The organism is Paraburkholderia ginsengiterrae (assembly GCF_001645125.1).
GTDB lineage: Bacteria > Pseudomonadota > Gammaproteobacteria > Burkholderiales > Burkholderiaceae > Paraburkholderia > Paraburkholderia ginsengiterrae.
Window position 1 is genome coordinate 85247 of sequence record NZ_LXKA01000187.1, and the last position, 22709, is coordinate 107955.

20 protein-coding genes and 1 tRNA gene are annotated in these 22709 nt (G+C 63.7%); 10 read left to right on the plus strand and 11 right to left on the minus strand.

The genetic code is table 11. The features are described from left to right. Positions 1–4 precede the first annotated feature (4 nt). Positions 5–1393 (minus strand): MATE family efflux transporter, encoded by a 1389-nt coding sequence (locus A6V37_RS14690; RefSeq protein WP_425262279.1) that lies wholly within the window; start codon positions 1391–1393, stop codon positions 5–7. After that, positions 1390–1698 (minus strand): DUF2288 domain-containing protein, encoded by a 309-nt coding sequence (locus A6V37_RS14695; protein ID WP_064268377.1) that lies wholly within the window; start codon positions 1696–1698, stop codon positions 1390–1392. The genes A6V37_RS14690 and A6V37_RS14695 overlap by 4 nt, the downstream gene beginning before the upstream one ends. A 105-nt stretch (positions 1699–1803) precedes the next feature. Between A6V37_RS14695 and A6V37_RS14700 the strand changes: the two genes are divergently transcribed. Beyond that, a complete protein-coding gene (locus A6V37_RS14700; RefSeq protein WP_064268375.1) occupies positions 1804–2532 on the plus strand; it encodes a pentapeptide repeat-containing protein in 729 nt (242 codons plus the stop codon). Positions 2533–3196: 664 nt separating this feature from the next. Here A6V37_RS14700 and A6V37_RS14705 read toward each other — a convergent pair. The 3 genes from A6V37_RS14705 to A6V37_RS14715 form a co-directional block, all read right to left on the minus strand. Next, positions 3197–3523 (minus strand): hypothetical protein, encoded by a 327-nt coding sequence (locus tag A6V37_RS14705; protein ID WP_064268373.1) that lies wholly within the window; start codon positions 3521–3523, stop codon positions 3197–3199. 109 nt (positions 3524–3632) lie between these two features. Further along, entirely contained in the window at positions 3633–4349 is a 717-nt protein-coding gene (locus tag A6V37_RS14710) for a peptidoglycan DD-metalloendopeptidase family protein (protein WP_064268372.1), read from the minus strand. A 176-nt stretch (positions 4350–4525) separates the two neighbouring features. Continuing rightward, positions 4526–5434, minus strand: coding sequence for an aldose epimerase family protein (locus tag A6V37_RS14715; protein WP_064268370.1), 909 nt, complete (start codon positions 5432–5434; stop codon positions 4526–4528). On the opposite strand from A6V37_RS14715, the gene A6V37_RS40710 reads away from it, so the two are divergent. From A6V37_RS40710 to A6V37_RS14725, 3 genes are all read left to right on the plus strand, one after another. Further along, positions 5433–5654: a hypothetical protein gene (locus tag A6V37_RS40710; protein WP_157447875.1), complete on the plus strand. Its 222-nt coding sequence runs from the start codon at positions 5433–5435 to the stop codon at positions 5652–5654. The genes A6V37_RS14715 and A6V37_RS40710 overlap by 2 nt on opposite strands. 413 nt (positions 5655–6067) lie before the next feature. Then, complete coding sequence (locus A6V37_RS14720) at positions 6068–6898, plus strand: undecaprenyl-diphosphate phosphatase (RefSeq protein ID WP_064268368.1); 831 nt, start codon at positions 6068–6070, stop codon at positions 6896–6898. Between the two features lie 279 nt (positions 6899–7177). Beyond that, positions 7178–7251: transfer RNA gene (locus A6V37_RS14725), tRNA-Arg, on the plus strand. Between the two features lie 50 nt (positions 7252–7301). On the opposite strand, the gene A6V37_RS14730 is transcribed toward A6V37_RS14725, so the two are convergent. Further along, a complete protein-coding gene (locus A6V37_RS14730) occupies positions 7302–7685 on the minus strand; it encodes a DUF427 domain-containing protein (protein ID WP_064268366.1) in 384 nt (127 codons plus the stop codon). 308 nt (positions 7686–7993) lie between these two features. Continuing rightward, positions 7994–9571 (minus strand): acid phosphatase, encoded by a 1578-nt coding sequence (locus tag A6V37_RS14735; protein ID WP_064268364.1) that lies wholly within the window; start codon positions 9569–9571, stop codon positions 7994–7996. 248 nt (positions 9572–9819) lie between these two features. Between A6V37_RS14735 and A6V37_RS14740 the strand changes: the two genes are divergently transcribed. Then, on the plus strand, positions 9820–11163 hold the full coding sequence (locus A6V37_RS14740) for a cytochrome-c peroxidase (protein WP_082902737.1): 1344 nt from the start codon (positions 9820–9822) through the stop codon (positions 11161–11163). Between the two features lie 68 nt (positions 11164–11231). On the opposite strand, the gene A6V37_RS42335 is transcribed toward A6V37_RS14740, so the two are convergent. After that, the gene (locus A6V37_RS42335) at positions 11232–11633 is read right to left on the minus strand and encodes a hypothetical protein (RefSeq protein ID WP_242665817.1); all 402 of its coding nucleotides are present in this window, start codon (positions 11631–11633) and stop codon (positions 11232–11234) included. Between the two features lie 157 nt (positions 11634–11790). Between A6V37_RS42335 and A6V37_RS14750 the strand changes: the two genes are divergently transcribed. Further along, positions 11791–12180 (plus strand): RT0821/Lpp0805 family surface protein, encoded by a 390-nt coding sequence (locus A6V37_RS14750; RefSeq protein WP_064268361.1) that lies wholly within the window; start codon positions 11791–11793, stop codon positions 12178–12180. Positions 12181–12268: 88 nt separating this feature from the next. Continuing rightward, positions 12269–12718, plus strand: a complete 450-nt coding sequence (locus A6V37_RS14755; RefSeq protein ID WP_064268360.1) for an NUDIX hydrolase — start codon at positions 12269–12271, stop codon at positions 12716–12718. A gap of 51 nt (positions 12719–12769) precedes the next feature. On the opposite strand, the gene A6V37_RS14760 is transcribed toward A6V37_RS14755, so the two are convergent. Both A6V37_RS14760 and A6V37_RS14765 read right to left on the minus strand, forming a co-directional pair. Further along, positions 12770–13747, minus strand: a complete 978-nt coding sequence (locus A6V37_RS14760; RefSeq protein WP_075643489.1) for a transporter substrate-binding domain-containing protein — start codon at positions 13745–13747, stop codon at positions 12770–12772. A 140-nt stretch (positions 13748–13887) separates the two neighbouring features. Continuing rightward, positions 13888–15597, minus strand: a complete 1710-nt coding sequence (locus A6V37_RS14765; RefSeq protein ID WP_064268358.1) for a glutamine--tRNA ligase/YqeY domain fusion protein — start codon at positions 15595–15597, stop codon at positions 13888–13890. A gap of 283 nt (positions 15598–15880) precedes the next feature. Between A6V37_RS14765 and ggt the strand changes: the two genes are divergently transcribed. After that, on the plus strand, positions 15881–17617 hold the full coding sequence (gene ggt, locus A6V37_RS14770) for a gamma-glutamyltransferase (RefSeq protein WP_064286090.1): 1737 nt from the start codon (positions 15881–15883) through the stop codon (positions 17615–17617). A 111-nt stretch (positions 17618–17728) separates the two neighbouring features. After that, entirely contained in the window at positions 17729–18292 is a 564-nt protein-coding gene (locus A6V37_RS14775) for an RBBP9/YdeN family alpha/beta hydrolase (protein ID WP_064268355.1), read from the plus strand. A 27-nt stretch (positions 18293–18319) separates the two neighbouring features. On the opposite strand, the gene A6V37_RS14780 is transcribed toward A6V37_RS14775, so the two are convergent. Next, entirely contained in the window at positions 18320–19540 is a 1221-nt protein-coding gene (locus A6V37_RS14780) for a CaiB/BaiF CoA transferase family protein (protein WP_064268353.1), read from the minus strand. A 361-nt stretch (positions 19541–19901) separates the two neighbouring features. Between A6V37_RS14780 and alaS the strand changes: the two genes are divergently transcribed. Next, entirely contained in the window at positions 19902–22526 is a 2625-nt protein-coding gene (alaS, locus tag A6V37_RS14785) for an alanine--tRNA ligase (RefSeq protein WP_064286091.1), read from the plus strand. Positions 22527–22709: the final 183 nt, after the last annotated feature.

The window sequence follows — 22709 nt, forward strand, 5'->3', positions numbered from 1 at the left end:
ACTCCTAAGGGGCCGCGCTCGCCATGCCGCGCACGACGCCCGGCACATAGCGCGCGAGGGTGATGCCGCGCAACGCCATGAAGATCAGCATCGCGGCCCACAAGCCGTGATTGCCGTAAAGCGGCAGTAAGGCCCACGACGCCGCCACGAAAACCGCGAACGACACGATCATCGACTTCATCAGTTCGCGTGTGCGGGTCGCGCCGATGAACACGCCGTCGAGCAAAAAGCCCCACACGGACACCACGGGTGAAAGCGCGGCCCATGGCAGATACATTTCGGCGGTGGTGCGCACCGCGGCCTGGTCGGTCAGCCGCTCGACGATCCATGCGCCCCCGCCCCAATACACCAGCGAGAATCCCAGCGCACCGAGCGCGGACCAGAACGTGGTCACCTTGACGGCCTGCGCGAACGCGTGCCGGTCGCGCGCGCCGATCGCCGCGCCGACCAGCGCTTCGGCGGCGTGCGCGAAGCCGTCGAGTCCGTAGGCCATGAAGGTCTGGAAGTTGAGCAGCAGCGCATTCGCGGCGAGCGTTGCGTCGCCTTGCCGCGCGCCCAGATGCGCGAACCAGCCAAAAGACGCGAGCAGGCACAGCGTGCGCACGAAGATGTCGCGATTGAGTGCCACCATCCGCCGGAGCGACGCCTCGTCGAGCAAGGCGGCGCGGTTTAGCGCAGGCAGGCCGCGAGGGCGGCCGTGCCATAGGAGCGCGGCGCCGAGCACAAAGCCGAGTGCGTCGGCCGTGGCCGTCGCCGCACCGATGCCGGCCACGCCCCAACCGAATCCATACACGTAGAGCAGCACGGCGACGATGTTCTCGCTGTTGATGAACACCTGCGAGAGCAGGGCGAGCCGCACGCGCTGCGTGCCGAGCAGCCAGCCGAGCACGACGTAGTTGGCAAGGGCGAGCGGGGCGGCCCAGATGCGCGCGTGGCAGTAGAGCCGCGCGTTGTGTTGCACAGCGTCGCTTCCGCCGATCGCGCGCAACGCGTAGTCGATCAGCGGCACCTGCAGCGCCAGCACCATGGCGCCAATCGCGGCGGCCAGCAGCAGCGCGCGGACGACGTTGTTGCGTAGTTCGGCGTGCGCGCCGGCGCCATGCGATTGCGCGACGAGGCCGGTGGTGCCCATGCGCAGGAAGCCGAAGCCCCAGAACACGAAGTTGAAGAAGATGCCGCCGAGCGCCACGCCGCCGAGGTACGACGCTCCATCGAGATGACCGGCGACGGCGGTGTCGACCGCGCCGAGAATCGGTTGTGTCAGATTGGCGAGGACGATTGGAACAGCCAGCGCCAGCACCCGGCGGTGCCAGCGCACGGGGACGGCGGGTGCGTTCGCACCCGCGCCGTCTCCGACGGGGATTTCCTGCGGGGCGTGCCCGGTGTCGCTCAATGGCGTTCCTGCACGCACACCCACGGCGAGACGACCACGGCCCAGAGGTCGGGGTCACGCGCGGCGAAATCGGCGGCGGTTTCCGCCTGCACGCGCTCCACGAGGCCGGAGGACAGCCATTGTGTGACCTGGGTGGTGTTGTCGCTGGCGATGGCTTCGGCCACGCTCACCAGGTCCAGATCGCGCGCCACGCGCAGCAGCATGCCGCGGGCAAAAAAACGTTCGAGTTCGGTCCAGCCGATTTTCGCGGTTTCGGCGAGCAGCTTGGCGTACAGCGGGCTTTGGGTGGCGTCGTTGGAAGTCATCGTAAGCGGGTTCGGACGGGGCCGTCACTATAAACCATCGCCGGGGAGCGGCGGCGCGCGCGTTCCGGTAGGCTATGGGTCTTTCGAAATTCATTCTGAACCTTCATGTCACTGGATTCAACGGCGCCGGCTTCGGGCGCGCAAGCTCAGGTCGTGTCCGACGCCACGCTCACGCGTGCCGACGTGGAACAGCTCATCGCCGCGAATATGGCCGCAAGCAAGGCCCCCCTTCATTTCACCGACTGCGATTTCGAAGGCGCCGATCTGTCGCGGCTCGATCTGCGCGGGGCCGAATTTCATCGCTGCACGATCGTCGAGACTTCTTTTTTCGGCGCGGCGCTTTCACATACACGCTGGGTGCGTTGCCGCGGCCGTCAGGCGGATTTCGCCTCGGCCGATCTGGTCGACGCGGCGTTTCAGTCGAGCGATCTGAATAACACCAGCTGGCGGCGCGCGAAGCTTGCCTCGGCGTCGTTTCGCGGCTGCAAGCTCACCGGCGCGAATTTCGAGGCGTGTGCGGCGCTGGGGTTGAGCTTTGTCGAAACCTTGCTGATCGGCGCGCATCTGCGGGGACTGTCGTTTCGCAAGGTCACGCTGCAGCAACTGGATTTCTCCGATGCCGATCTTGCCGGAGTCGATTTCCGCGAGGCGGTTTTCGAAGGCGGCAGCCTGAAGGATGCGAACCTGAAGGGGGCGCGCTTCGATGGCGCGGACCTGCGCGAAGCCGACCTCAGCGGTGTGCGCCTAGTTGACGCGGCGCTCTTCAAGGGCGCGACGATCTCGCATGCCCAGGCGGCGGTGCTCGTCACCGAACTGGGTCTGAGGGTCATGTGAAGGCGGATTTTAGACGGGCGATTTTAGCCGTTCGATTCGCCTGAACGATTGAGCGCCCATGTTCGCCATTCGATTTGTCGAATCAATAACGCCTGCGGATTTTCAGACTGGCGATTTGTCGGTGGATTAGAGGGATTTAATAATTCCTCTATTCGCGAACTTCCTATGATGAAATCCGGTGAATTGCTGTTTGCGGGTCAAAATGGATTAATGGTGGAAAAACGTGCGTTGGCGCACTAAAACTACGCAACTCGTAAAGCGCCGGAATCAGGCCGCGCGAGGTAGTCGAAATCGGCCAGACCCCTTTCCTCAGGCGTTTCCGGGCGGTTTCAGGCAGATGCCTGATTTGCGCGGTTCAGCAGGCATTACATGGATTTCGAGACGCAATATGAGTGGCGTTTCAAGTCGATGTAATGGGGGTGATTAGTCTGTTTGTTTGCATATTTTCTGGTTCACATAATGCGGAATCCGTACGCCGTATCACATTGCACAGGAAATTAATCCATTGCACTTGTAAAGGGGGATTGTTAGATTTCGTCTTGGCGCATGGTGAACCGGTCCTTTGCCGATATGCGCCGAACCCCCGTTCGCCCGGCCCCGTGCCGGGCTTTTTTTTGGAGCGGACTCACGCACAAGTGATCGCAGATAACCTCGCGAATCGCCGTTACTGTTTGCAGCGAATCACCATCGAACGGTTCTTCACATTCGCGCCGAAAATCCCGCCGACCGTGCCACCGGAGGTCGCGCCGTTGTCGACATCTTTCGAAACGACGTCATAGCCGTAGTTGCCGCAGACTTCACCCGCGCGCTTGTAGCACTCGGCCCAGCTCGAACTCGCGTCGCTGCCGCTGCAGTTGATCGCAAAGCCGGTGTCGCCGCTCGGCAGGTAGGTCATGGTGGTCGTGCTGGAGCAGCCACCGAGGCTGCCAAGCGTCAGCAGGCCCAAACCGATCGCCGCGGCCGTCGTGACGGACGCCAATGCGCTCTTCATACAAAATCCTTACAGATAACCGAAAAAAGACGCGACGCGGAACCGCGTCGTGTCCTGATTGAGCCTTTTATAGCACGCCGGGTTCCCGAGGCTCTCGGTTACTAGCTTACTAGCGAGGGGGCAGTGCTCGCGACGGGTCGATTGAGCGGCCCTGATAGCGCAGTTCGAAGTGCAGCATCACGCGGTCGGTATCGGTGTCGCCCATCTCGGCAATCTTCTCGCCGCGTGCGACCGTTTGGCCTTCCTTGACCAGCAGCACGCGATTGTGCGCGTAGGCCGTCAGATAGTCGGCGTTGTGTTTGAGAATCAGCAGATTGCCGTAGCCGCGCAAGCCGTTGCCCGCGTAGACCACCGTGCCGGGCGCGGCCGCGATCACCGGGGTGCCCGCCGCCGCCGAAATGTCGATGCCCTTCGAATTGCCGCCGTCGAAACCCCGGATGACAGTGCCGTCGGCCGGCCATACCAGCGAGATCGACGCCGCCTGCGCAGCGGACGGCGCGCTGTCCGCGGGCGCCGTGCGCGGCGTGGCTGACGCGCTGCCGCTGCCGGCACCGCTGCTGCGCACAGCACCGCTCGTCGACGCCGCGCCGGCCGGCGGCACGACGCGCAGCACCTGGCCGACCTCGATGCTGTCAGGGTTGGCCAGGTTGTTCCAGCGCACGATGCTTTGCACCGACTGGCGGTTGCTGCGCGCGATCTTCGACAGCGTATCGCCCCGTTCGACCCGATAAAAGCCCGGCCCCACCGGCGCGGACCCGCACGCGGCGAGCAGCGCCACCAGCGACGCGCAGGCGAGCCGCTTCATGATTCTTGTTGTTTCCAGCATTGGACCTCGCAAAGCGCTGCCGCGCGCCGATCCCGATCACGTGGCAGGTGGATGCAAAGCGTCCGATTCTAACGGTTTTGCGCTGCAACACACGAAAACCAGGCAGCGAAACGGCTCGCCACCCGGCACGTATCAGCGCAAAACCGGTCGCGCAACACCACGTGGAAGGGCTGGAATCAGCCGAGCTTCGTCACGTTGATGCGCAGCGCGGCGACCTCGGTCTGCCCGGGTTCGAGCCAGCGCAGACCCTTGCCGTTGTGGATCGCGTCCGGCAAGCCGAGCCACGGTTCGACGCAGTAGAAGTCCGATTCCGCGGCTTCAGTCCAGGTCGTGACCGCATACCAGGGCACCGAGCCCGGCCGTTGCAGGTCGATGCTGATGAGCCGGTCGAGACCCGGCGCAATGAGCCGAACCGGTTGGTCCGGTGTGCCGACGAGACAGTGGAAGCGGTCGTGAATGCGCGCTTCGTCGAGCGTATAACGCGCTTCGCCCGGTTCGGCGGCGCTGATCGAGCCGTCCTCCTGCTGGAAGACCCGTTCGGTGCGCGGCAATTCGAGCGAGGTCTCGCCACGCTGCGTGTACGGCAGCGTGAAGTAGAAGTGATGGCCCGCGTAGTAGGGCAGGCGTGCGTGCCCGGTGTTGGTGGTGGTGAACGTCACGTCGAGCGTGTTCGCGTCCGCGAGGCTATAGGCGGTCTCGAAGCGGAAGCCGAACGGGTAGCCGCCGTGAGTTGCCTTGCTGTCGGTCAGAATCAGGCGCAGGCCGGCGCCGTGCACGTCGGCGTGGGCTTCGAACGGCAGATCGCGCGCGAAGCCGTGCATCGGCAGTTCGCGGACCGTGCCTTTGGCGTCACGCCAATAACCGATCTTTCCGTCGACGCGATGCCGGCCGAGAAACGGGAAGAGCAGCGGGTTGCCGCCGCGAATCCGCGCGGGTTGGCTCCAGTCGGCGCGCTCCGGCCAATGGATGACCGCTTCGCCGTCGATCGTCCACGACATCAGACGGCCGCCGGCTTGCGGCGCGAAACGGAGCACGGAGCCGTCCTGGGCGATCTCGAGAATGTCCTGTTGCGGAGAGAGGGGCATGGTCGATGGGCTAATGGATAAAGAGGTTGATGGTGGTTCGAGCACGCCGCAAGCATGCCATGCAAGGGTTGCACTGCGCCGCTCGCAAGCTGCGCGAAAGATCGATTTTGCGCTGCTTTCCGCTACGGGGAAACCCTTCTGGGGAAATTGCGGGTGTCGTGGGACCGCCATCCTTGCTGATAATCCGTTCGACTACCCGGTCATTTCGACGACCGGATGAGACCGGCTCAGGAGGCTTTATGGATCTCGCAATGGCAATGGGTGTGGCGTTGTTCGGCATGTTCGCGGCAAGCACCGCCTACTTCTTTTACAAACTCGAGCGCTGATCCGCGGCCTTGCTCCAACTCCAGCCTCACCGCCTCGCCGGTTTGTCACCTCGCGGCTAGCGTAAGACACATGTTTTAAGCAACACGCATCTCTTCTGATCACAGGGCGGCCAATCGCGGCGCCCGTTTCTTTTTCCGCAGCGTAACAACGGTGTCGAGTTGTGACGCAGTGCGTCAAAATATCCCCGAAAGTGGCCTAAACGCTTGGCGCTGTCATTGCAGCCAGGCATAATCGGTGCGCCTTTGACGTGCCGGCCGCGTTATTCCGGCGCGCTGTCCCCCGACATTTTCCTTACAAGGACGCCGCGTGAACCTGTCGTTTCTGATCTTCCTGAGCGTGCTGCAAGGCGTCACCGAGTTGTTTCCGGTGAGCAGCCTCGGCCATACATTGCTCGTGCCCGCAGTGTTCGGCATGCATATCGACAAACACGCGCCGCAACTGCTGCCATTCCTCGTCGCCCTGCATCTCGGCACCGCGCTCGCGCTGCTGTGGTACTTCCGCAAACGCTGGTGCGAGCTGGTGCGCGGCTTCTTCGCGTCGTTCGGCGGCCGCCGCAACGACGACGCGCACATGATGTGGGCACTGATCATCGGCACGATTCCGGCGGGCCTCGTCGGACTGCTGCTGGAAAAGCGCCTCGAACGGATTTTCCACGACCTGCGGATCGTCGCGATCGCGCTGATCATCAACGGCGTGCTGCTGTGGTTCGGTGATCGTCTGCAGCGTTCGCGCTCGCATCAGCCGCCGGAAAAGCTGACCTTCCGCCAGGCGTTCTTCGTCGGTCTCGCGCAGATCGGCGCGCTGATTCCGGGTTTCTCGCGCAGCGGCCTGACGATGATCGCGGGCAATGCCGCCGGCCTCACGACGGAGAAGGCTGCCGAATTTTCGTTCCTGCTCGGCACGCCGATCATCTTCGCGGCCGGCGTGCTCGAATTGCCGAAGCTGTTTCATGCGCCCGGCCAACTGGCGGACGCGCTGCTGGGCGGCGTGCTGACCGCGATCGCCGCGTATCTGAGCGTGCGTTTCCTGATGCGCTATTTCGAGGGCCGCGGGCGCCTCGCGTCGTTCGGCGTCTATTGCGTGATCGCCGGCGCCGTGTTCCTCGGCTGGTTCATGTTGCATCCGCAGCCGGTCTGAGGCGTTTGCCTGGCCCGCCGCGTGCTGGCGGGCAGGGCGTGATCGGTTATAATCCGGGCCCGGCTCAACCTGCCGGGCCCGTTTGTTTTGTGACGGGGCAATCGCCGGTTGGGCGCTTGGTAGACCGCGCAACATGCGCCGGGATTTCCTGTACCAGGCGCGGTCAGTTAGAATTTCGTTATGCCGTGAACCTTGCAGCTTGCTGGTGAGCAGGGTCGAAAGCCCGAAAGCGGCTTCTCATTGCGGGCGATGCATTTTGTTGCATCGCCTCTCCTCATTACGGCAGTAGCTCAGCTGGATAGAGCATCGGCCTTCTAAGCCGAGGGTGGTGGGTTCGAGTCCCTCCTGCCGTACTTCTCATGCCCTGCATGCGCGCTCGCCGTGCGGCAGGGAATCATCGCTGCTACGCCGCCGCCTGCACGTCGATCGTGTCGACCCGGTCCGGATAGAACGCGAGATGCTGCGCAATCTCCTTCACCGCCGCGTAGGGCGACTCGTAGGTCCACACCGCATTGACCGTCCGTTCGCCTCCCAGCGGAATGCTGTAGTACGCGCAATCGCCCTTGTACGGGCAGTAGGTCGTGTGATCGGTGCGCTCCAGCAGCGTCATCTCGACGTCGTGGCGCGGAATGTAATACACCGCGGGGTAGGACGATTCGCGCAGCACCAGTGCCTTGTCCGTATCGGCAATCACCTTGCCGGCTACCTTGATGATCACGCGAGCCTTGGCGGGTTCGACCGTGATTGGGTGATCGGGGCCTGGCACCTTGAGGTTTTTTCCAGCCATGTCGATGAACTCCTGGCGAAGTGGGCAACTGAGTGGGCAACTAAGTTTGCAACTAAAGGGACAACCAAGTGGACGAGCAAGTGAACAAGCCTGTGCCACGGAATGGAGCGTTTCGATCCGCTTCCTGCGAAGCAAGACGATAGCGTTCTCGGTCGAAGCATACGCCGCTCATGAAAACGCGTCGGACTCCGCACAGCAAAAATAAAAAAGGGCAGCCGAAGCTGCCCCGTCAAAGTCCACGCCTCGTGGCGGACTGTTGCTTACTGTCTGAATCGTCCGTCAGATATCTGACGGTGGCTCACCTTCGCTTACTGCTTGAGGTTGAGCGCGGACGTCAGGTCGCCCATCGGCTTGCTGCCGTTGCTGACGAGGGCTGCGTCGCGCGCCGCGATACCCGGCAGGGTCGGCAGCGAGAAGCGTCGCGTGATGAAGCGCAGGATCGACGTGGTGTCGTATTGCGTGTGATCGACATAACCCTGCTTTGCGTACGGCGAGATGATGAGCGCCGGAATGCGCGTGCCCGGACCCCAGCGGTCCGCTTTCGGCGGCGCCACGTGATCCCAGAAGCCGCCGTTTTCGTCGTAGGTCACGACCACCAGCATGTTGCTCCACTGCGGGCTCTTTTGCAGATGCGAGATCACGTCCGCGATGTGCTGGTCGCCCGAGGCAACGTCGGTGTAACCCGCGTGTTCGTTCAGGTTGCCTTGCGGCTTGTAGAACGACACTTGCGGCAGCGTGCCGCTGTCGATCGCCTTGATGAACTCGGAGCCGGCGAGGCCACCGTCGAGCAGATGCTGCGCGCGGTTCGTCGTGCCCGGCGCGAGGTCGGCGAAGTAGTTGAACGGCTGATGATGCGGCTGGAAGTTCGGTGCCGTCAGATTCGCGCCGTAGATCACGTTCGACGTGCCGTTCTGCGCCGCCGACACCGCCGCGCCCCACGCGCCGCCGTACCACGCCCACGACACGTTCGCGTTGTTCAGCAGATCGCCGATGTGCGTCTGCGTCTGCGCCGGCAGGGTGGTGGCGAGGCTCGGATCGGCCAGACGCGGATCGCCGCCGGAGGCCGCCTTGTTGCCGCTCGGCTGATACGGCGCCTGCATGGTGTTGATCGCGTAGAAGTCAGGCGTGAGGTTGCCCGACAGCACGTATTTCGGCGGGCCGCTCAGTGCCGAAGCCGGCGAGTTGGAGGCGACTTTCAGCGTGACGCCGTCGGCTTCCACCGCCGAGATCGAACCCGCCGCCGGGCTCTTGTCCGCGTTCGGATAAGTCGGCGTGCACGCGCACACCAGCCATTGGTGGTTCAGGAACGAGCCGCCGAACGAGCCCATGAAGAAGTTGTCGGCCAGGGTGTATTGCTGCGCGATTTTCCACAGCGGCAGCTTGTCGGCGTTGAGCGTGTAGTGGCCCATCACGAGGCCGCCCGAATCCGCCCACGCGGCGAACTTGTCGTTCTTGCCGCCGTTGATCTGCATCTGGTTCTCGTAAAAGCGGTGATACAGGTCGCGCGTGGTGGCCGTGATCGGCGTGTTGAAACCCTTCGGATCGTCAATCGCGAACGGGCTGTTCGGCAGATTGGCCGTCATCGCCTGGGTGACGACCGGCGTCACGCCGGTTTGCGTCAGGCCGTTCCATACCATCGGCAGCGTCGCGAGCGGCGTGCCGTTGCGATCCACCTGCGTGGCGCTGGCCGCCGTCACGTTCTGCAGACCGTTGGCGCCCGGGAAGTTGCCGTACAGATTGTCGAAGCTGCGGTTTTCCGCGTAAATCACCACGACAGTCTTGATCGCGGTGATGTTCGGTTGCGTGACTTCGTCGCCGCCGCACGCGGACAGGCTCAACGCGGCAGCAATCGCGATAGTCGTCGCGAAAATCAGTTTCTTGTTCATTAGATTGGGTTTCTCTCTCTCGCGTTGGGGACGGGCCGCGTGTGTTCCTGACACGACTGGCCGCCGGCGAAAGTTTGGCAACGGAGTTTGACAGAAAGATGTAATTAATTACGAATTGCTTTTGTCTACGATAATTCGTTGGCTTTATGTCATTCGAGCGACATGCAGATGAAATACGCTCGCGGACTTCACTCAAGCAAACTCATATCGTTTATATGCGGCCAGGTCTGACGGGGATTCGGAAAATAATGGTTCGGGCCGCGGCGCGGCAAGGCGCCACGACTGCAACGAAGCGCATGCGGCTGGCAACGGCTTGTGTGCTCGCGACTACGGCCATGGCCCTTGCCGCGTGCGATGCGGGTGCGCCGGATGCGGGCGCCGTCGCGGCCGCAGCGCATTCGTCCGCGCCCGTCGCCGTGTCCGCCGTGCAGGTGGCCGCGCATGAAGCCGGCCAGTCCCGCGCGCAAGTCTACGAATCCGTGCGGCAGATGACCGCGCTCGGCAAGCAACTGTTTTTCGACGCATCGCTGTCCGGTTCGGGCAAGCTGGCTTGCGCGTCGTGCCACAGTCCGGAGCATGGGTTTTCGCCGGCCAATGCGTTGTCGGTGCAACTGGGCGGCAACGACATGCACCGCACCGGCATGCGCGCCGCGCCGACGCTGAAGTATCTGCAAGCGGTGCCGGCGTTCGCCGAGCACTATCACGAATCGGACGACGAAGGCGACGAAAGCGTGGACGCCGGGCCGACCGGCGGCCTCACCTGGGATGGCCGGGTCGACCGCGGCGGCGAACAGGCGCGCATTCCGTTGCTGTCGCCGTTCGAAATGGGCAGCACGCCGGCCGGAGTGGCCGCCGCGGTCAAGGCCGCGCCGTACGCCGGCGCTTTCCGCGCGGCCTTCGGCGAACACATTTTCGAGAGCGACGACGCCACCTTCAGCGCTGTGCTGCAAGCGCTCGAAACCTTCGAGCAGACGCCCGAAGTCTTCTATCCGTACACGAGCAAGTACGACGCTTATCTGGCCGGCAAGGCGCAGCTGACTCAAGCCGAACTTCGCGGCCTGCAACTGTTCAACGACGAAAAGAAGGGCAATTGCGCAAGCTGCCACATCAGCCAGCGCACCATGGACGGCGCGCCGCCGCAGTTCAGCGATTTCGGCCTGATCGCGATCGGTGTGCCGCGCAATCGCGCGCTATCCGTGAACCGCGATCCCCATTTCTACGACCTCGGCGCTTGCGGGCCGGAGCGCACCGACCTGAAAGGGCGCGCCGAATTTTGCGGCATCTTCCGCACGCCGACGCTGCGCAACGTGGCGTTGAAGAAGAGCTTCTTCCACAACGGCATCTATCATTCGCTCGATCAAGTAGTGCGTTTTTATGCGGAACGCGACACGAACCCGGACAAGTTCTATCCGGTCGTGAAGGGCAAAGTGCAGAAGTTCGATGATTTGCCGCAGCGCTACTGGGCCAATCTGAATACGGAGCCGCCGTTCGACCGCAAGCCGGGCGAGAAGCCGGCACTTGACGAGGCCGAGATCAAGGACGTGGTCGCGTTTTTGAATACGCTGACGGATGGCTATAAAGCGGCCAACTGAGAGCTCGTGCGTTGACGAGGGGGGTGCGAAGCCGGCCGTTGCGGCGGCTTGCGCTGTCGACGCCGCGTTCAGTGGCGCGCGCTGACGAGAATGTAATAGCAGACAACCAGCAGCAGGGCGAACGACAGTAGCAGGCAGGCCGTGCCGGCGCGCATCAGCAGCCTGGGCCAGTGCGCGTGGGGCAATCCGTCGAGACGCACGATGCGACGCGCGAATCCGGGATCGATGTGGATGGAGATCGGCGCGAGCGTCACGCACAGCAGTGCGAGGGCGACGGCCAAGGTTTCAAGGGAAAGATAGACGTTCATGGTGAAGCGGGGGTAGCTCGATTGGCGCGCCAGGCGCAGTAGAACAATATTAGGAAAGCGTTCTACGAGGCGAAATGGGAAGTCTCCTAAATGATCCGGGATATGTCCTAGATTAAGTGGGGCCGCCACTGCCGATCGTGCAAGCCATTGGGAGCGAATCATGGGCGGCGCCGTGCCGACCGCCCCATTTGTCGTGGATCACCGCGAGGCCGCTTCACGCGGCGATCTCAGAGGCGACATGCTATGCTTTTGAGGTCCAGATCACGAGCAGCCGCAAGCGCGCTCGAGGCCGCCCCAACATTTTCGAGGAGAACCCTTCATGTCGATACGTACCCGTGTCCTGCTTAACCTGAGCGTTGGCAGCCTGCTGCTTGGCGGCGCGATTGGTGCGCAAGCGGCGAACCTTGGCTTTCTGAACGACACGCCGATCACCTACATGAAGCCGCGCGATGTCGATTCGGTCAAGCTGGCCGTCATCAAAGCACTGGACGACAAGAAGGACGGCGAAACCACGAACTGGGTCAACGAAGGCACCGGCAATAGCGTGAAAATCGACGCGGTGATTACGGTGGCCAGCACCGCCAAAGACGGCGAGCGCACCTGCCGCGACGTCGGCGTCGTGCTGAACGCGAAGGGGCAATCCATGAACCTGCGCCCGCAATTCTGCAAGCAGGGCGCCGGCGCGTGGCAGCTGCAGAAAAAGCACTGAGCATGCAGGTGGTGAGGCCGGCGCGCATCGGCCTGCAGCCGGTGCGCCTTGAAAGCACGGTGGGATGCTCGCGTGAGGCGGTGCGGTGATGAGCGCGCGAGTTGTCTCGTGCGGCATCGTCCTGCTCGATCCGGACGGCCGGGTGCTGCTCGCTCACGCCACTGAAACGTCGCACTGGGACATTCCCAAGGGCCACGGCGAGGAGGGCGAGGCGCCGCACGTCACGGCGCTGCGCGAGATGGTCGAGGAGACCGGCATTGCCATCGCCCCTGAACGCCTCACGGATCTTGGCCTGTTCGTCTACCGGCGGGACAAGGACCTGCATCTGTTTGGCGCGCGTGCTACCGCCGACGAACTCGATCTGCGCGCGTGCATCTGCACGTCGCTCTTTCCGCGCCGCTCCGACGGCACGCTGATTCCCGAAATGGACGCCTACCGCTGGGCCGCGCCGGACGAAGTCGAGCAGTATGCGAGCCGCAGTCTTGCGCGGCTCTTTCAGACCACCCTGTCGCTTGCGCTGCTGCACAGGTCGCTCTAGCGCACATGCGGGCGGCAGCGCGCGCCTGACGCGCGCGAGCCGCACGGCGCGTCAGTCGAGCGCGCGGTCGTTGGGATGCGCGAACAGTGCGCGGTTCTGTTCCGAGAGCGAAAAATTCAGATTGATACCGCGCGGCGGAATGGGCTGCGTGAACCATTGTTTGTACAGACGTTCCGCATCCCCCGAGGTCTGGCCGCGCGCGATCACGCCGTTCACCAGCGTGCGGAAGGGTTCATCGCCCTTGCGGAACATGCACGCATAAACCTCATAACCAAGCGGCGTGCCGGTCACGACGAAATCGTCGGGCCGCGGATCGGTCGCCTTGAAACCGTACACGATCGGCTCGTCCATCACGAAGGCCACGGCCTTGTCGTCCTTGAGCGCGGCAAAGGCTTCCGAATGGTCACGCGCGCTGGAGATGCGCATGTTCAGATGCTTGTCGGTGTTCAGGCGGCGCAGCAGGCGCTCGTCTGACGTGCCCGCGGTCGTCACGACCGGCTTGCCTGCCAGGTCCTGAAAATCCGTGATGCCGCTGCCCTTGCGCACGATCATGCGCACGGCGTACTGGAAGAAGCTGTTCGAGAACGCGGCTACGTTTTCGCGTTCCACCGTGTGCGTGGTCGAGCCGCATTCCAGATCGATCTGGTTGTTCAGCAGCATCGGCGTGCGGTTGGACGACGTGACGGTGATTTCGCGCACCTTCAGTTGCGGCATGCCGAGCGTCTTTTTGATCTCGTCGACGATCTGCAGCGCGATGGTCTGCGAGTAGCCGACCGTGCTCTTGCCGTCGAAGTACGAGAATGGAATCGACGCTTCCCTGACCCCGAGCACGACCACACCGTCGTCGTGGATTTTCTTGAGCGTGCCGGTGAGTTCATCCGCGCAGGCGGTGTCGGCGAGCGACGCCGCGCCGAACGTGACCAGCGCCATCAAGGCGCAGCGTGCGCTGTGGGCAAAACGTGCGGCGCGCGCGCGGCCTGTACCGTGCATGCCCCCGATACTCGCCCCGCGGCGGGCTGCAATTTTCATTGGACCTCCTGGACTGGCGTGCGCAAACGGCCGCGCCGTCACCGTGGATGGAACATGATGCAACGAAACGGCGTGCATCTTTTTCGAAAGATGCACGCCGAATTCAACTTCAAATGCGTTACGAGCAGCTGTGCTCCAGCTTACGCCGGCTTGCCCCAACTGTCGCGCAAGCTGACGATCCGGTTAAATACGGGCTTACCCGGCTTCGAATCGACGCGGTCGGCGACGAAGTAGCCATGGCGCTCGAACTGATAGCGTTGTTCCGGCAACGCGTCGCGTGCGCCCGGTTCAAGGTAGGCGTTGACGACCCGCTTGGAATCCGGATTCAGCGCTTCGAGGAAATCACGGCCACCGGCGTCCGGTTGCGGCTCCTTGAACAGCCGGTCGTAGATGCGCACTTCGGCCGGGCAGGCGGCGGCTGCGCTGACCCAGTGAATATTGCCCTTGACCTTGTAGTTGTTCGCGCCTTCGGTGCCCGACTTGCTGTCCGGGAAGTAGTTGCAATGCACCGCGACGACGTTGCCGTTCTCGTCCTTGTCGGCGCCCGTGCACTCGATCACATAGCCGTAGCGCAGGCGCACCTTGTTGCCCGGGAACAGACGGAAGTAGCCCTTCGGCGGGGTGTCGGTGTAGTCGTCGCGCTCGATCCACAGCTCGCGCGTAATCGGAAACTCGCGCACGCCCATTTCCGGATGATGCGGGTGCACCGGCGCGCTGCACTGCTCGGAGAGGTCTTCCGGGAAGTTGTCGATGATCAGCTTGACTGGATCGAGCACGGCGGCCGTACGCGGCGCTTTCTCGTCCAGATCGTCGCGCAGCGCGCCTTCGAACACGCTCATGTCGATCCACGAATCGACCTTGGTGACGCCGATACGCTCGCAGAACAACTGGATCGATTCCGGCGTGAAGCCGCGGCGCCGCACGCCGACGATGGTCGGCATGCGCGGATCGTCCCAGCCGTCCACGTGGCCTTCGGTCACGAGTTGCAGCAGCTTGCGCTTGCTGGTGATCGCATAGGTCAGGTTCAGGCGCGAGAACTCGATTTGTTGCGGCAGCGGACGGGTGAAGATGCCGGCTTCAGCAAGCTCGTTCAGAATCCAGTCGTACAGCGGACGATGGTCTTCGAATTCGAGCGTGCACAGCGAATGCGTGATGTTTTCCAGCGCGTCCGAAATGCAATGCGTGTAGTCGTACATCGGGTACACGCACCATGCGTCGCCGGTACGGTAGTGATGCGCGAAACGGATCCGGTAGATCACCGGGTCGCGCATATTGAAGTTCGGCGACGACATGTCGATCTTCGCGCGCAGCACGTGCTCGCCTTCCTTGAACTCGCCGGCCTTCATGCGGCGGAACAGGTCGAGGTTCTCCTGCACCGAGCGCTCGCGGAAGCGCGAGGGCGTGCCGACTTCAGTTGCCGAGCCGCGGTTCGCGCGCATTTCTTCGGCCGACTGGCTGTCCACATACGCCTTGCCGCGCTCGATCAGCAGTTCGGCGAATTCGTACAGCTTGTCGTAGTAGTCGCTCGCGTAATAGAGCTCTTCCTTGCCGCCTTTTTCCCATTCGAAGCCGAGCCAGCGCACCGCGTCGATGATCGAGTCGACGTATTCGACGCTTTCCTTTTCCGGATTGGTGTCGTCGAAGCGCAGATGGCACACGCCGCCGTAACTGCGCGCCACGCCGAAATTCAGGCAGATGCTCTTGGCGTGACCGATATGCAGATAGCCGTTCGGCTCGGGCGGAAAGCGCGTTTCGACGCGCTGGCCCCACTTGCCGGTGCGGTTGTCGTCGTCAATGATGTTGCGGATGAAATTGGATGCCGCTGGCGCGTCGTTGCGTTCGGTATTCATGCGAGAAGGAGAAAGTCTGTCGGGGAAGCGTAATGCGCCCACTAATCTGCTGATTCTACCTGACGAGTCCCTTTACGACAGGCGAATGCGGTGTGCAGCCAACGTTTGAGCGGTTTCGGCGCGGATTCGGGGGCCGGAAGGCGCTGTAACAGGAGGTAAAACGGTTTGTTGACGCGTTCGCCGCCGACTTAGGATGCGAGCGGCGCGGGTTCGCCCGCCAGCGCCGTGCGATTATTCCCGTGGTTCATGCACCATGGCGCCCTCAGTTGCCGGAGTTTCTCGGATGTCTGTCCCGACACGCGCGCCTCGCGCGCCTTTCACCTCTCTTTCTCTGGCCCGGATCGCGACGGTCTCGGCCATGCTGGCCGCCTTCACCGGCGGCGCCGTCGCACCCGCGTCCGCTCTCGCGAAAACGCCGCCGCCCAAGGCTGTGCTGGACGCGTCGGCGGTGGCCGTGCCGGATCGCTACAGCGCCGACACTGCCCAGCAGATTTTCGCCGCCGGCGGCAACGCGGTGGACGCCGCCGTGGCCGTGGCCTTCACGCTGGCCGTGACCTGTCCGGACGCGGGCAACCTCGGCGGCGGCGGGTTCATGACCGTATTCATGGACGGCAAACCCTACTTTCTCGACTACCGCGAGCGCGCGCCCCAGCAGGCGACCCGCGACATGTATCTCGACGACAAGAGCAACCTGCTGCCCGGCATGAGCACGGTCGGGCATCGCGCGGTGGCGGTGCCGGGCACGGTCGCGGGCATGTGGGAGGCCCAGCAGCGTTTCGGCAAACTGAAGTGGAAGCAGGTGCTCGCGCCCGCGATCCGCTATGCCACGGACGGTTTTCAGGTCGAGCCGTGGCTACAGCAGCGCCGCGACGCGGTTGCGAAGAACTTCACCGGCAAGACCAACTTCGACGCCTACTTCTCGACGCTCAAAGCGGGCGTGACCTACCGCCAGCCCGAGCTCGCCGAAACGCTGTCGCGCATTGCAAGCGACGGCGGGCGCGAGTTCTACGAGGGCCGCACGGCGGACCTGATCGCCCAGCAGATGTATGGGCACGGCCTCGTCACCAAGCAGGACCTGGTTCAGTACAAGGCCGTGTGGCGCCAGCCGCTTGCCGCCGACTGGAACGGTTATCGGGTCGTGACCGCGCCGCCGCCGAGTTCGGGCGGCGTCGGCCTGATCCAGATGCTGAAGATGAAAGCCGATCTGAAGCAGGCGTTCGACGGTCTCGAGCTGAATTCCGCGCCGTATATTCATCTGATCGCGCAGATCGAGGACCGCGTCTTCGCCGACCGCCAGCAGTATCTGGGGGATCCTGACGCGTACAAGATGCCGACCGGCAAACTGATCGACGACGCCTACCTCGCGCAGCGCGCCGACGAAGTCAAACCCGACGAAGTGCCGGGCGCGTCGCCGGTCAAACCGGGCCTTGGCGACGAGGCACTGGAGAAGGCGCAAACCACGCATTTCTCCGTGGTCGACAAGTGGGGCAATGCGGTGTCGAACACCTACACGCTGAACGGCGATTTTGGGTCGGGCGTGGTGGTGGACGGCGCCGGCTTCCTGCTGAACGACGCCATGGACGATTTCGTCACCAAACCGGCCAGCGCGACCAGTTCCGAGCCCAACACGATAGCGCCGGGGCGCCGGCCGCTTTCGTCGATGACGCCGACCATCGTGCTGAAGGACAATAAAGTGTCGCTGGTGATCGGCACGCCTGGTGGTTCGCGTATTCTGACCTCGATTTTCCAGGTGATGACGGACCTTTACGACTTCAATATGGCGCCCACCGACGCGCTCGCCGCGATGCGCTTTCATCACCAGTTGCTGCCGCCGAAGACGATCTACTTCGAGCCGTATCATCCGGCCACGGGTGAGTTGGCCGGGCAACTGCAAGCCTTGGGTTATACGATCGAGACGCAGTCGTTCAATGGCGACGTGCAGATGATCCGTATCGATGGCACGAAACCTGAACCGGCAGCGGACCCGCGCGGCGCGGGCGTGGCGCGCGTCATGCCGTAATGCGCCGTGATGCGCCGGGACGGGCTGCGGCGAGCGGGGTGAAGACTACAGGCTGCGAATAACGATTTACGACGGACGATCTACGACAGACGATCTACGACGGGGAACACGATGAGCGGATCGAAACAACCGACCACCCTGGTGCTGCCGGGCTATCTGAATTCCGGCGCCGGTCATTGGCAAACGCGCTGGGAGGCAAGTGATCCGGCGTTCGTGCGCGTGCAGATGCCAGACTGGGACCACCCTGAGCGCGACGCCTGGTGCCGTACGCTCGACGCCGCGGTGGCCGCCGCCGATGCGCCAGTGGTGTTCGCGGCGCATAGCCTCGGTTGTCTGACGGTTGCGTTCTGGGCGTCGCATTATGCGAGCGCCGCGCAGCTTGGCAAGGTGGCGGGCGCTTTGCTGGTCGCGCTGCCGGACCCCGCCGGAGCCCAGTTCCCACAGGACGCGAACGGTTTCGCGCCAGTGCCGCTCACGCGCTTGCCGTTTCCCACCATTGTCGTGGCGAGCAGCGACGACCCCTACGGCGGCGTGCCGTTTTCGCAGGCCTGCGCGAGCGCCTGGGGCAGCCGCTGGATCGACATTGGCGCGCGCGGCCATATCAACGCGGACAGCGGACTCGGCGATTGGGCCGAAGGGCGTGAATGGCTCGCTTCGTTCGGCGAGGCGGGTTGAGACCGGGGCCGGTGCGCCCCGTTCAAATCAAATCACCGATTGCGCCCGCAACGCCGCGATCCTGGCTTCGTCATAGCCAAGCACGTCACGCAGGATGCTCTCCGTGTGCTCTCCGAGCGTGGGCGGATGCGCCAGCGCTTCGGGCGGCGTGCCGCTCATATTGATGGGGTTGCGCACCAGCTTGACCGTGCCGCCCGACGGATGCGGCAGATCGACCCGCATGCCGCGCGCCACCACCTGCTCGTTCTCGAACACCTCGCCGAGATCGTTGATCGGCCCGCACGGCACGCTTGCCGCTTCGAGCGCCGTGATCCATTGCTGCTTGCCCTGCAGGCGGACCATCTCCGCGAGAATGGGTACGAGCACGTCGCGGTTCCGCACGCGCGCAGGATTGGTCGCGAAACGCTCGTCGTCGGCCAGTTCCGGACGGCCGCCCACTTCGACGAACTTGCGGAACTGCCCGTCGTTGCCGACCGCGACGATGATCCAGCCGTCGCTCGTCTGGAAGGTCTGGTAGGGCACGATGTTCGGATGCGCATTGCCCCAGCGCACCGGCGGCTGGCCGCTCGCCAGGTAGTTCGAATTCATGTTGGCGAGCATCGCGACCTGAACGTCGAGCAGCGCCATGTCGATGTACTGGCCCTCGCCCGTGCGGTCGCGGTGCGTGAGCGCGGTGAGCACGGCGATGGTCGAGTACATGCCGGTCATGAGGTCGGCAATCGCGACGCCGGCCTTTTGCGGACCGCCGCCCGGCTGGCCTTCACGCTCACCGGTAATGCTCATGAAGCCGCCAATGCCTTGCACGATGAAGTCGTAGCCGGCGCGCTGCGCATACGGCCCGGTTTGCCCGAAACCGGTCACCGAGCAGTAGATCAGGTCGGGCTTCACTTCCTTGAGCGACGCGTAGTCGAGGCCGTACTTCTTCAACTGTCCGACCTTGTAGTTCTCCAGCACCACGTCGCTTTGCGCGGCCAGTTCGCGGATGATCCGCTGGCCTTCGGGCGAGGCGATGTCGACCGTCACCGAGCGTTTGTTGCGGTTTGCGGCGAGGTAATACGCGGCCTCCCGCGTGTCTTCGCCGGCCGGCGTCTTCAGGTACGGCGGCCCCCAATGGCGCGTGTCGTCGCCGACTTCGGGCCGTTCGATCTTGATCACGTCGGCGCCGAAATCGGCAAGCGTTTGCGCGCACCAGGGCCCCGCGAGCACGCGGGTGAGATCCAGCACGCGGATATGACTGAGAGCGCCCATATTCGTCAATGTCTCCTATGTCGACCAGAGTTAGCGCTTTAGCGCTTAGTCTGGTCCCATGCACGTAGTTGCGGGTAGGCAGGCGGCGGGCGAGGCGCCGCGAATAGTGGGCCATCTTAAGCGATTCCCGGGCGGCGGGTTAGTCAGCCGAACGGCATAGGACGAATGACACGCCTCTCGAAGTCCTCTCGGCAGCCGCTCAAGCCTGGCTGAACCTGGCCGAACGGCTAACGTCCGGGGCGCGCTGCCGCGCGCACGCGCCGATCCCGTATAATCAGTCGTTTAAGAAACAAACAGTTGGCGCATCCCACGATGCCGCCGGTAACAGCCAGGGAACTGGCAAACCCGTCCCCCGCACGCTATGAAAGCCGCCGAAATCCGCGAGAAATTCCTCAAGTTCTTCGAATCGAAGGGCCATTCGATCGTTCGCTCGTCGAGCCTTGTGCCCGGCAACGACCCGACACTGCTCTTCACCAATTCGGGAATGGTGCAGTTCAAAGATGTGTTCCTCGGCGCGGAATCGCGTCCGTATGCGCGCGCCACGACCGCGCAGCGCAGCGTGCGCGCCGGCGGCAAGCACAACGATCTGGAAAACGTCGGCTACACCGCGCGTCACCACACGTTCTTCGAAATGCTGGGCAACTTCTCGTTCGGCGACTACTTCAAGCGCGACGCGATCCACTACGCGTGGGAACTGCTCACGGGCGTGTACCAGCTGCCGAAAGACAAGCTGTGGGTGACCGTCTATCACGAAGACGACGAAGCGCACGACATCTGGGCGAAAGAAGTAGGCGTGCCGGTCGAGCGCATCATCCGCATCGGCGACAACAAGGGCGCGCGCTACGCGTCGGACAACTTCTGGCAGATGGCCGACGTTGGCCCGTGCGGTCCGTGCTCGGAAATCTTCTACGACCACGGTCCGGAAGTGTGGGGCGGCCCGCCGGGATCGCCTGAGGAAGACGGCGACCGCTACATCGAGATCTGGAATCTCGTGTTCATGCAATTCAGCCGCGACGCGCAAGGCAACATGACGCCGCTGCCCAAGCAGTGCGTGGACACCGGCATGGGACTGGAGCGCATCGCCGCGGTGCTGCAGCACGTGCACAGCAACTACGAGATCGACCTGTTCCAGGCGCTGATCAAGGCGGCCGCGCGTGAAACCGGCGTGAGCGATCTGACCAATAACTCGCTGAAGGTCATTGCCGACCACATCCGCGCATGCTCGTTCCTGATCGTCGACGGCGTGATTCCGGGCAATGAAGGCCGCGGCTACGTGCTGCGCCGGATCGTGCGCCGTGCCATCCGTCACGGCTACAAGCTGGGCAAGAAGGGCTCGTTCTTCCATCGCATGGTGGCCGACCTCGTCGCGCAAATGGGCGATGCATACCCGGAGTTGAAGGACGCTGAGCAGCGCGTGACCGACGTGCTGCGTCAGGAAGAGGAGCGCTTCTTCGAGACCATCGAGCACGGCATGTCGATTCTCGAGAGCGCGCTGGCCGACCTCGAAGCGAAGGGCGGCAAGACGCTCGACGGCGAACTCGCATTCAAGCTGCACGACACGTACGGCTTCCCGCTGGATCTGACCGCGGACGTGTGCCGCGAGCGCGAAGTGACGGTCGACGAACCGGCCTTCGACGAAGCCATGGCGCGTCAGCGCGAACAGGCTCGCGCGGCGGGCAAGTTCAAGATGGCGCAAGGCCTCGAATACACGGGCGCGAAGACCACTTTCCACGGCTACGAAGAAATCGTCTTCGACGACGCGAAGATCATCGCGCTGTATGTCGACGGCGCCTCGGTGCAGCAGGTGAGCCACGGCCAGCAGGCGGTCGTCGTGCTGGACCACACGCCGTTCTACGCGGAGTCGGGCGGCCAGGTGGGCGACCAGGGCGTGCTGGCCAATGCGAGCGTGCGCTTCGCGGTGGCCGACACGCTGAAGGTCCAGGCCGACGTGGTTGGTCATCACGGCACGCTCGAGCAGGGCACGCTGAAGGTGGGCGACGTGGTGAAGGCGGAAATCGACGCGGTGCGTCGCGCCCGCACGCAACGCAACCACTCGGCCACGCACCTGATGCACAAGGCGCTGCGCGAAGTGCTCGGCTCGCACGTGCAGCAGAAGGGCTCGCTCGTCGACGCGGACAAGACCCGTTTCGACTTCGCGCACAACGCGCCGATGACGGACGAGCAGATCCGCCGCGTCGAGGAAATCGTCAACGCGGAAGTGCTGGCGAATGCGCCGGGTATCGTCCGCGTTATGCCGTTCGACGAAGCGGTGAAGGGCGGCGCGATGGCGTTGTTCGGCGAAAAGTATGGCGACGAAGTGCGCGTGCTCGACCTCGGCTTCTCGCGTGAACTGTGCGGCGGCACGCACGTGCATCGCACCGGCGACATTGGTCTGTTCAAGATCGTGATGGAAGGCGGCGTGGCGGCGGGCATCCGCCGCGTGGAAGCGATTACGGGCGACAACGCCGTGCGCTTCGTGCAGGATCTCGACGCGCGCATCAACGCGGCGGCGGCTGTCCTGAAGGCACAGCCGGCGGAACTCACGCAACGGATCACGCAGGTTCAGGATCAGGTGAAGCAGCTTGAAAAGGAACTGAGCGCTCTCAAGTCGAAGATGGCGTCGAGCCAGGGCGACGAGCTGGCTGGCCAGGCGATCGAAATCGCCGGCGTGCACGTGCTGGCGGCTACGCTTGAAGGCGCCGACGTCAAGACGCTGCGCGAGACGGTCGACAAGCTGAAAGACAGGCTCAAGAGCGCGGCGATCGTGCTGGCATCGGTTGAAGGCGGCAAGGTGAGCCTGATTGCCGGTGTCACCGCCGATGCAAGCAAGAAGGTCAAGGCGGGCGAGCTGGTCAACTTCGTCGCGCAGCAGGTTGGCGGCAAGGGCGGCGGTCGGCCGGATATGGCCCAGGCGGGTGGCACCGAGCCGGCGAATCTGCCGGCGGCGTTGGCCGGCGTCAAGGGCTGGGTCGAAGGCCAGCTTTAAGTCGGGTTTAATCCGGCTTTGATTGGGCCGCGCGGTGCGCCGGGAGTATCGGCGCGCCGCGCGGCCCGAATCGTTTGGAACCCGTCACGCTGGATTAGGCGTTGGCGCGGCGCTCCCTTTAGGGGCCGTTCTTAGGCGTTGGCACGGCGCTCACTTCGGGGGCGTTCAAGGGCCGTTCGCGGC

Coding starts and splice junctions, on each gene's coding strand:
- A6V37_RS14735 (WP_064268364.1), bottom strand. CDS start 9,571: ATGAACAAGAAACTGATTTTCGCGACGACTATCGCGATTGCTGCCGCG.
- A6V37_RS14780 (WP_064268353.1), bottom strand. CDS start 19,540: ATGGGCGCTCTCAGTCATATCCGCGTGCTGGATCTCACCCGCGTGCTC.
- A6V37_RS40710 (WP_157447875.1), top strand. CDS start 5,433: ATGGTCGATGGGCTAATGGATAAAGAGGTTGATGGTGGTTCGAGCACG.
- A6V37_RS42335 (WP_242665817.1), bottom strand. CDS start 11,633: ATGATTCGCTCCCAATGGCTTGCACGATCGGCAGTGGCGGCCCCACTT.
- alaS (WP_064286091.1), top strand. CDS start 19,902: ATGAAAGCCGCCGAAATCCGCGAGAAATTCCTCAAGTTCTTCGAATCG.
- A6V37_RS14740 (WP_082902737.1), top strand. CDS start 9,820: ATGGTTCGGGCCGCGGCGCGGCAAGGCGCCACGACTGCAACGAAGCGC.
- A6V37_RS14700 (WP_064268375.1), top strand. CDS start 1,804: ATGTCACTGGATTCAACGGCGCCGGCTTCGGGCGCGCAAGCTCAGGTC.
- A6V37_RS14765 (WP_064268358.1), bottom strand. CDS start 15,597: ATGAATACCGAACGCAACGACGCGCCAGCGGCATCCAATTTCATCCGC.
- A6V37_RS14710 (WP_064268372.1), bottom strand. CDS start 4,349: ATGCTGGAAACAACAAGAATCATGAAGCGGCTCGCCTGCGCGTCGCTG.
- A6V37_RS14730 (WP_064268366.1), bottom strand. CDS start 7,685: ATGGCTGGAAAAAACCTCAAGGTGCCAGGCCCCGATCACCCAATCACG.
- ggt (WP_064286090.1), top strand. CDS start 15,881: ATGTCTGTCCCGACACGCGCGCCTCGCGCGCCTTTCACCTCTCTTTCT.
- A6V37_RS14750 (WP_064268361.1), top strand. CDS start 11,791: ATGTCGATACGTACCCGTGTCCTGCTTAACCTGAGCGTTGGCAGCCTG.
- A6V37_RS14715 (WP_064268370.1), bottom strand. CDS start 5,434: ATGCCCCTCTCTCCGCAACAGGACATTCTCGAGATCGCCCAGGACGGC.
- A6V37_RS14695 (WP_064268377.1), bottom strand. CDS start 1,698: ATGACTTCCAACGACGCCACCCAAAGCCCGCTGTACGCCAAGCTGCTC.
- A6V37_RS14775 (WP_064268355.1), top strand. CDS start 17,729: ATGAGCGGATCGAAACAACCGACCACCCTGGTGCTGCCGGGCTATCTG.
- A6V37_RS14705 (WP_064268373.1), bottom strand. CDS start 3,523: ATGAAGAGCGCATTGGCGTCCGTCACGACGGCCGCGGCGATCGGTTTG.
- A6V37_RS14760 (WP_075643489.1), bottom strand. CDS start 13,747: ATGAAAATTGCAGCCCGCCGCGGGGCGAGTATCGGGGGCATGCACGGT.
- A6V37_RS14755 (WP_064268360.1), top strand. CDS start 12,269: ATGAGCGCGCGAGTTGTCTCGTGCGGCATCGTCCTGCTCGATCCGGAC.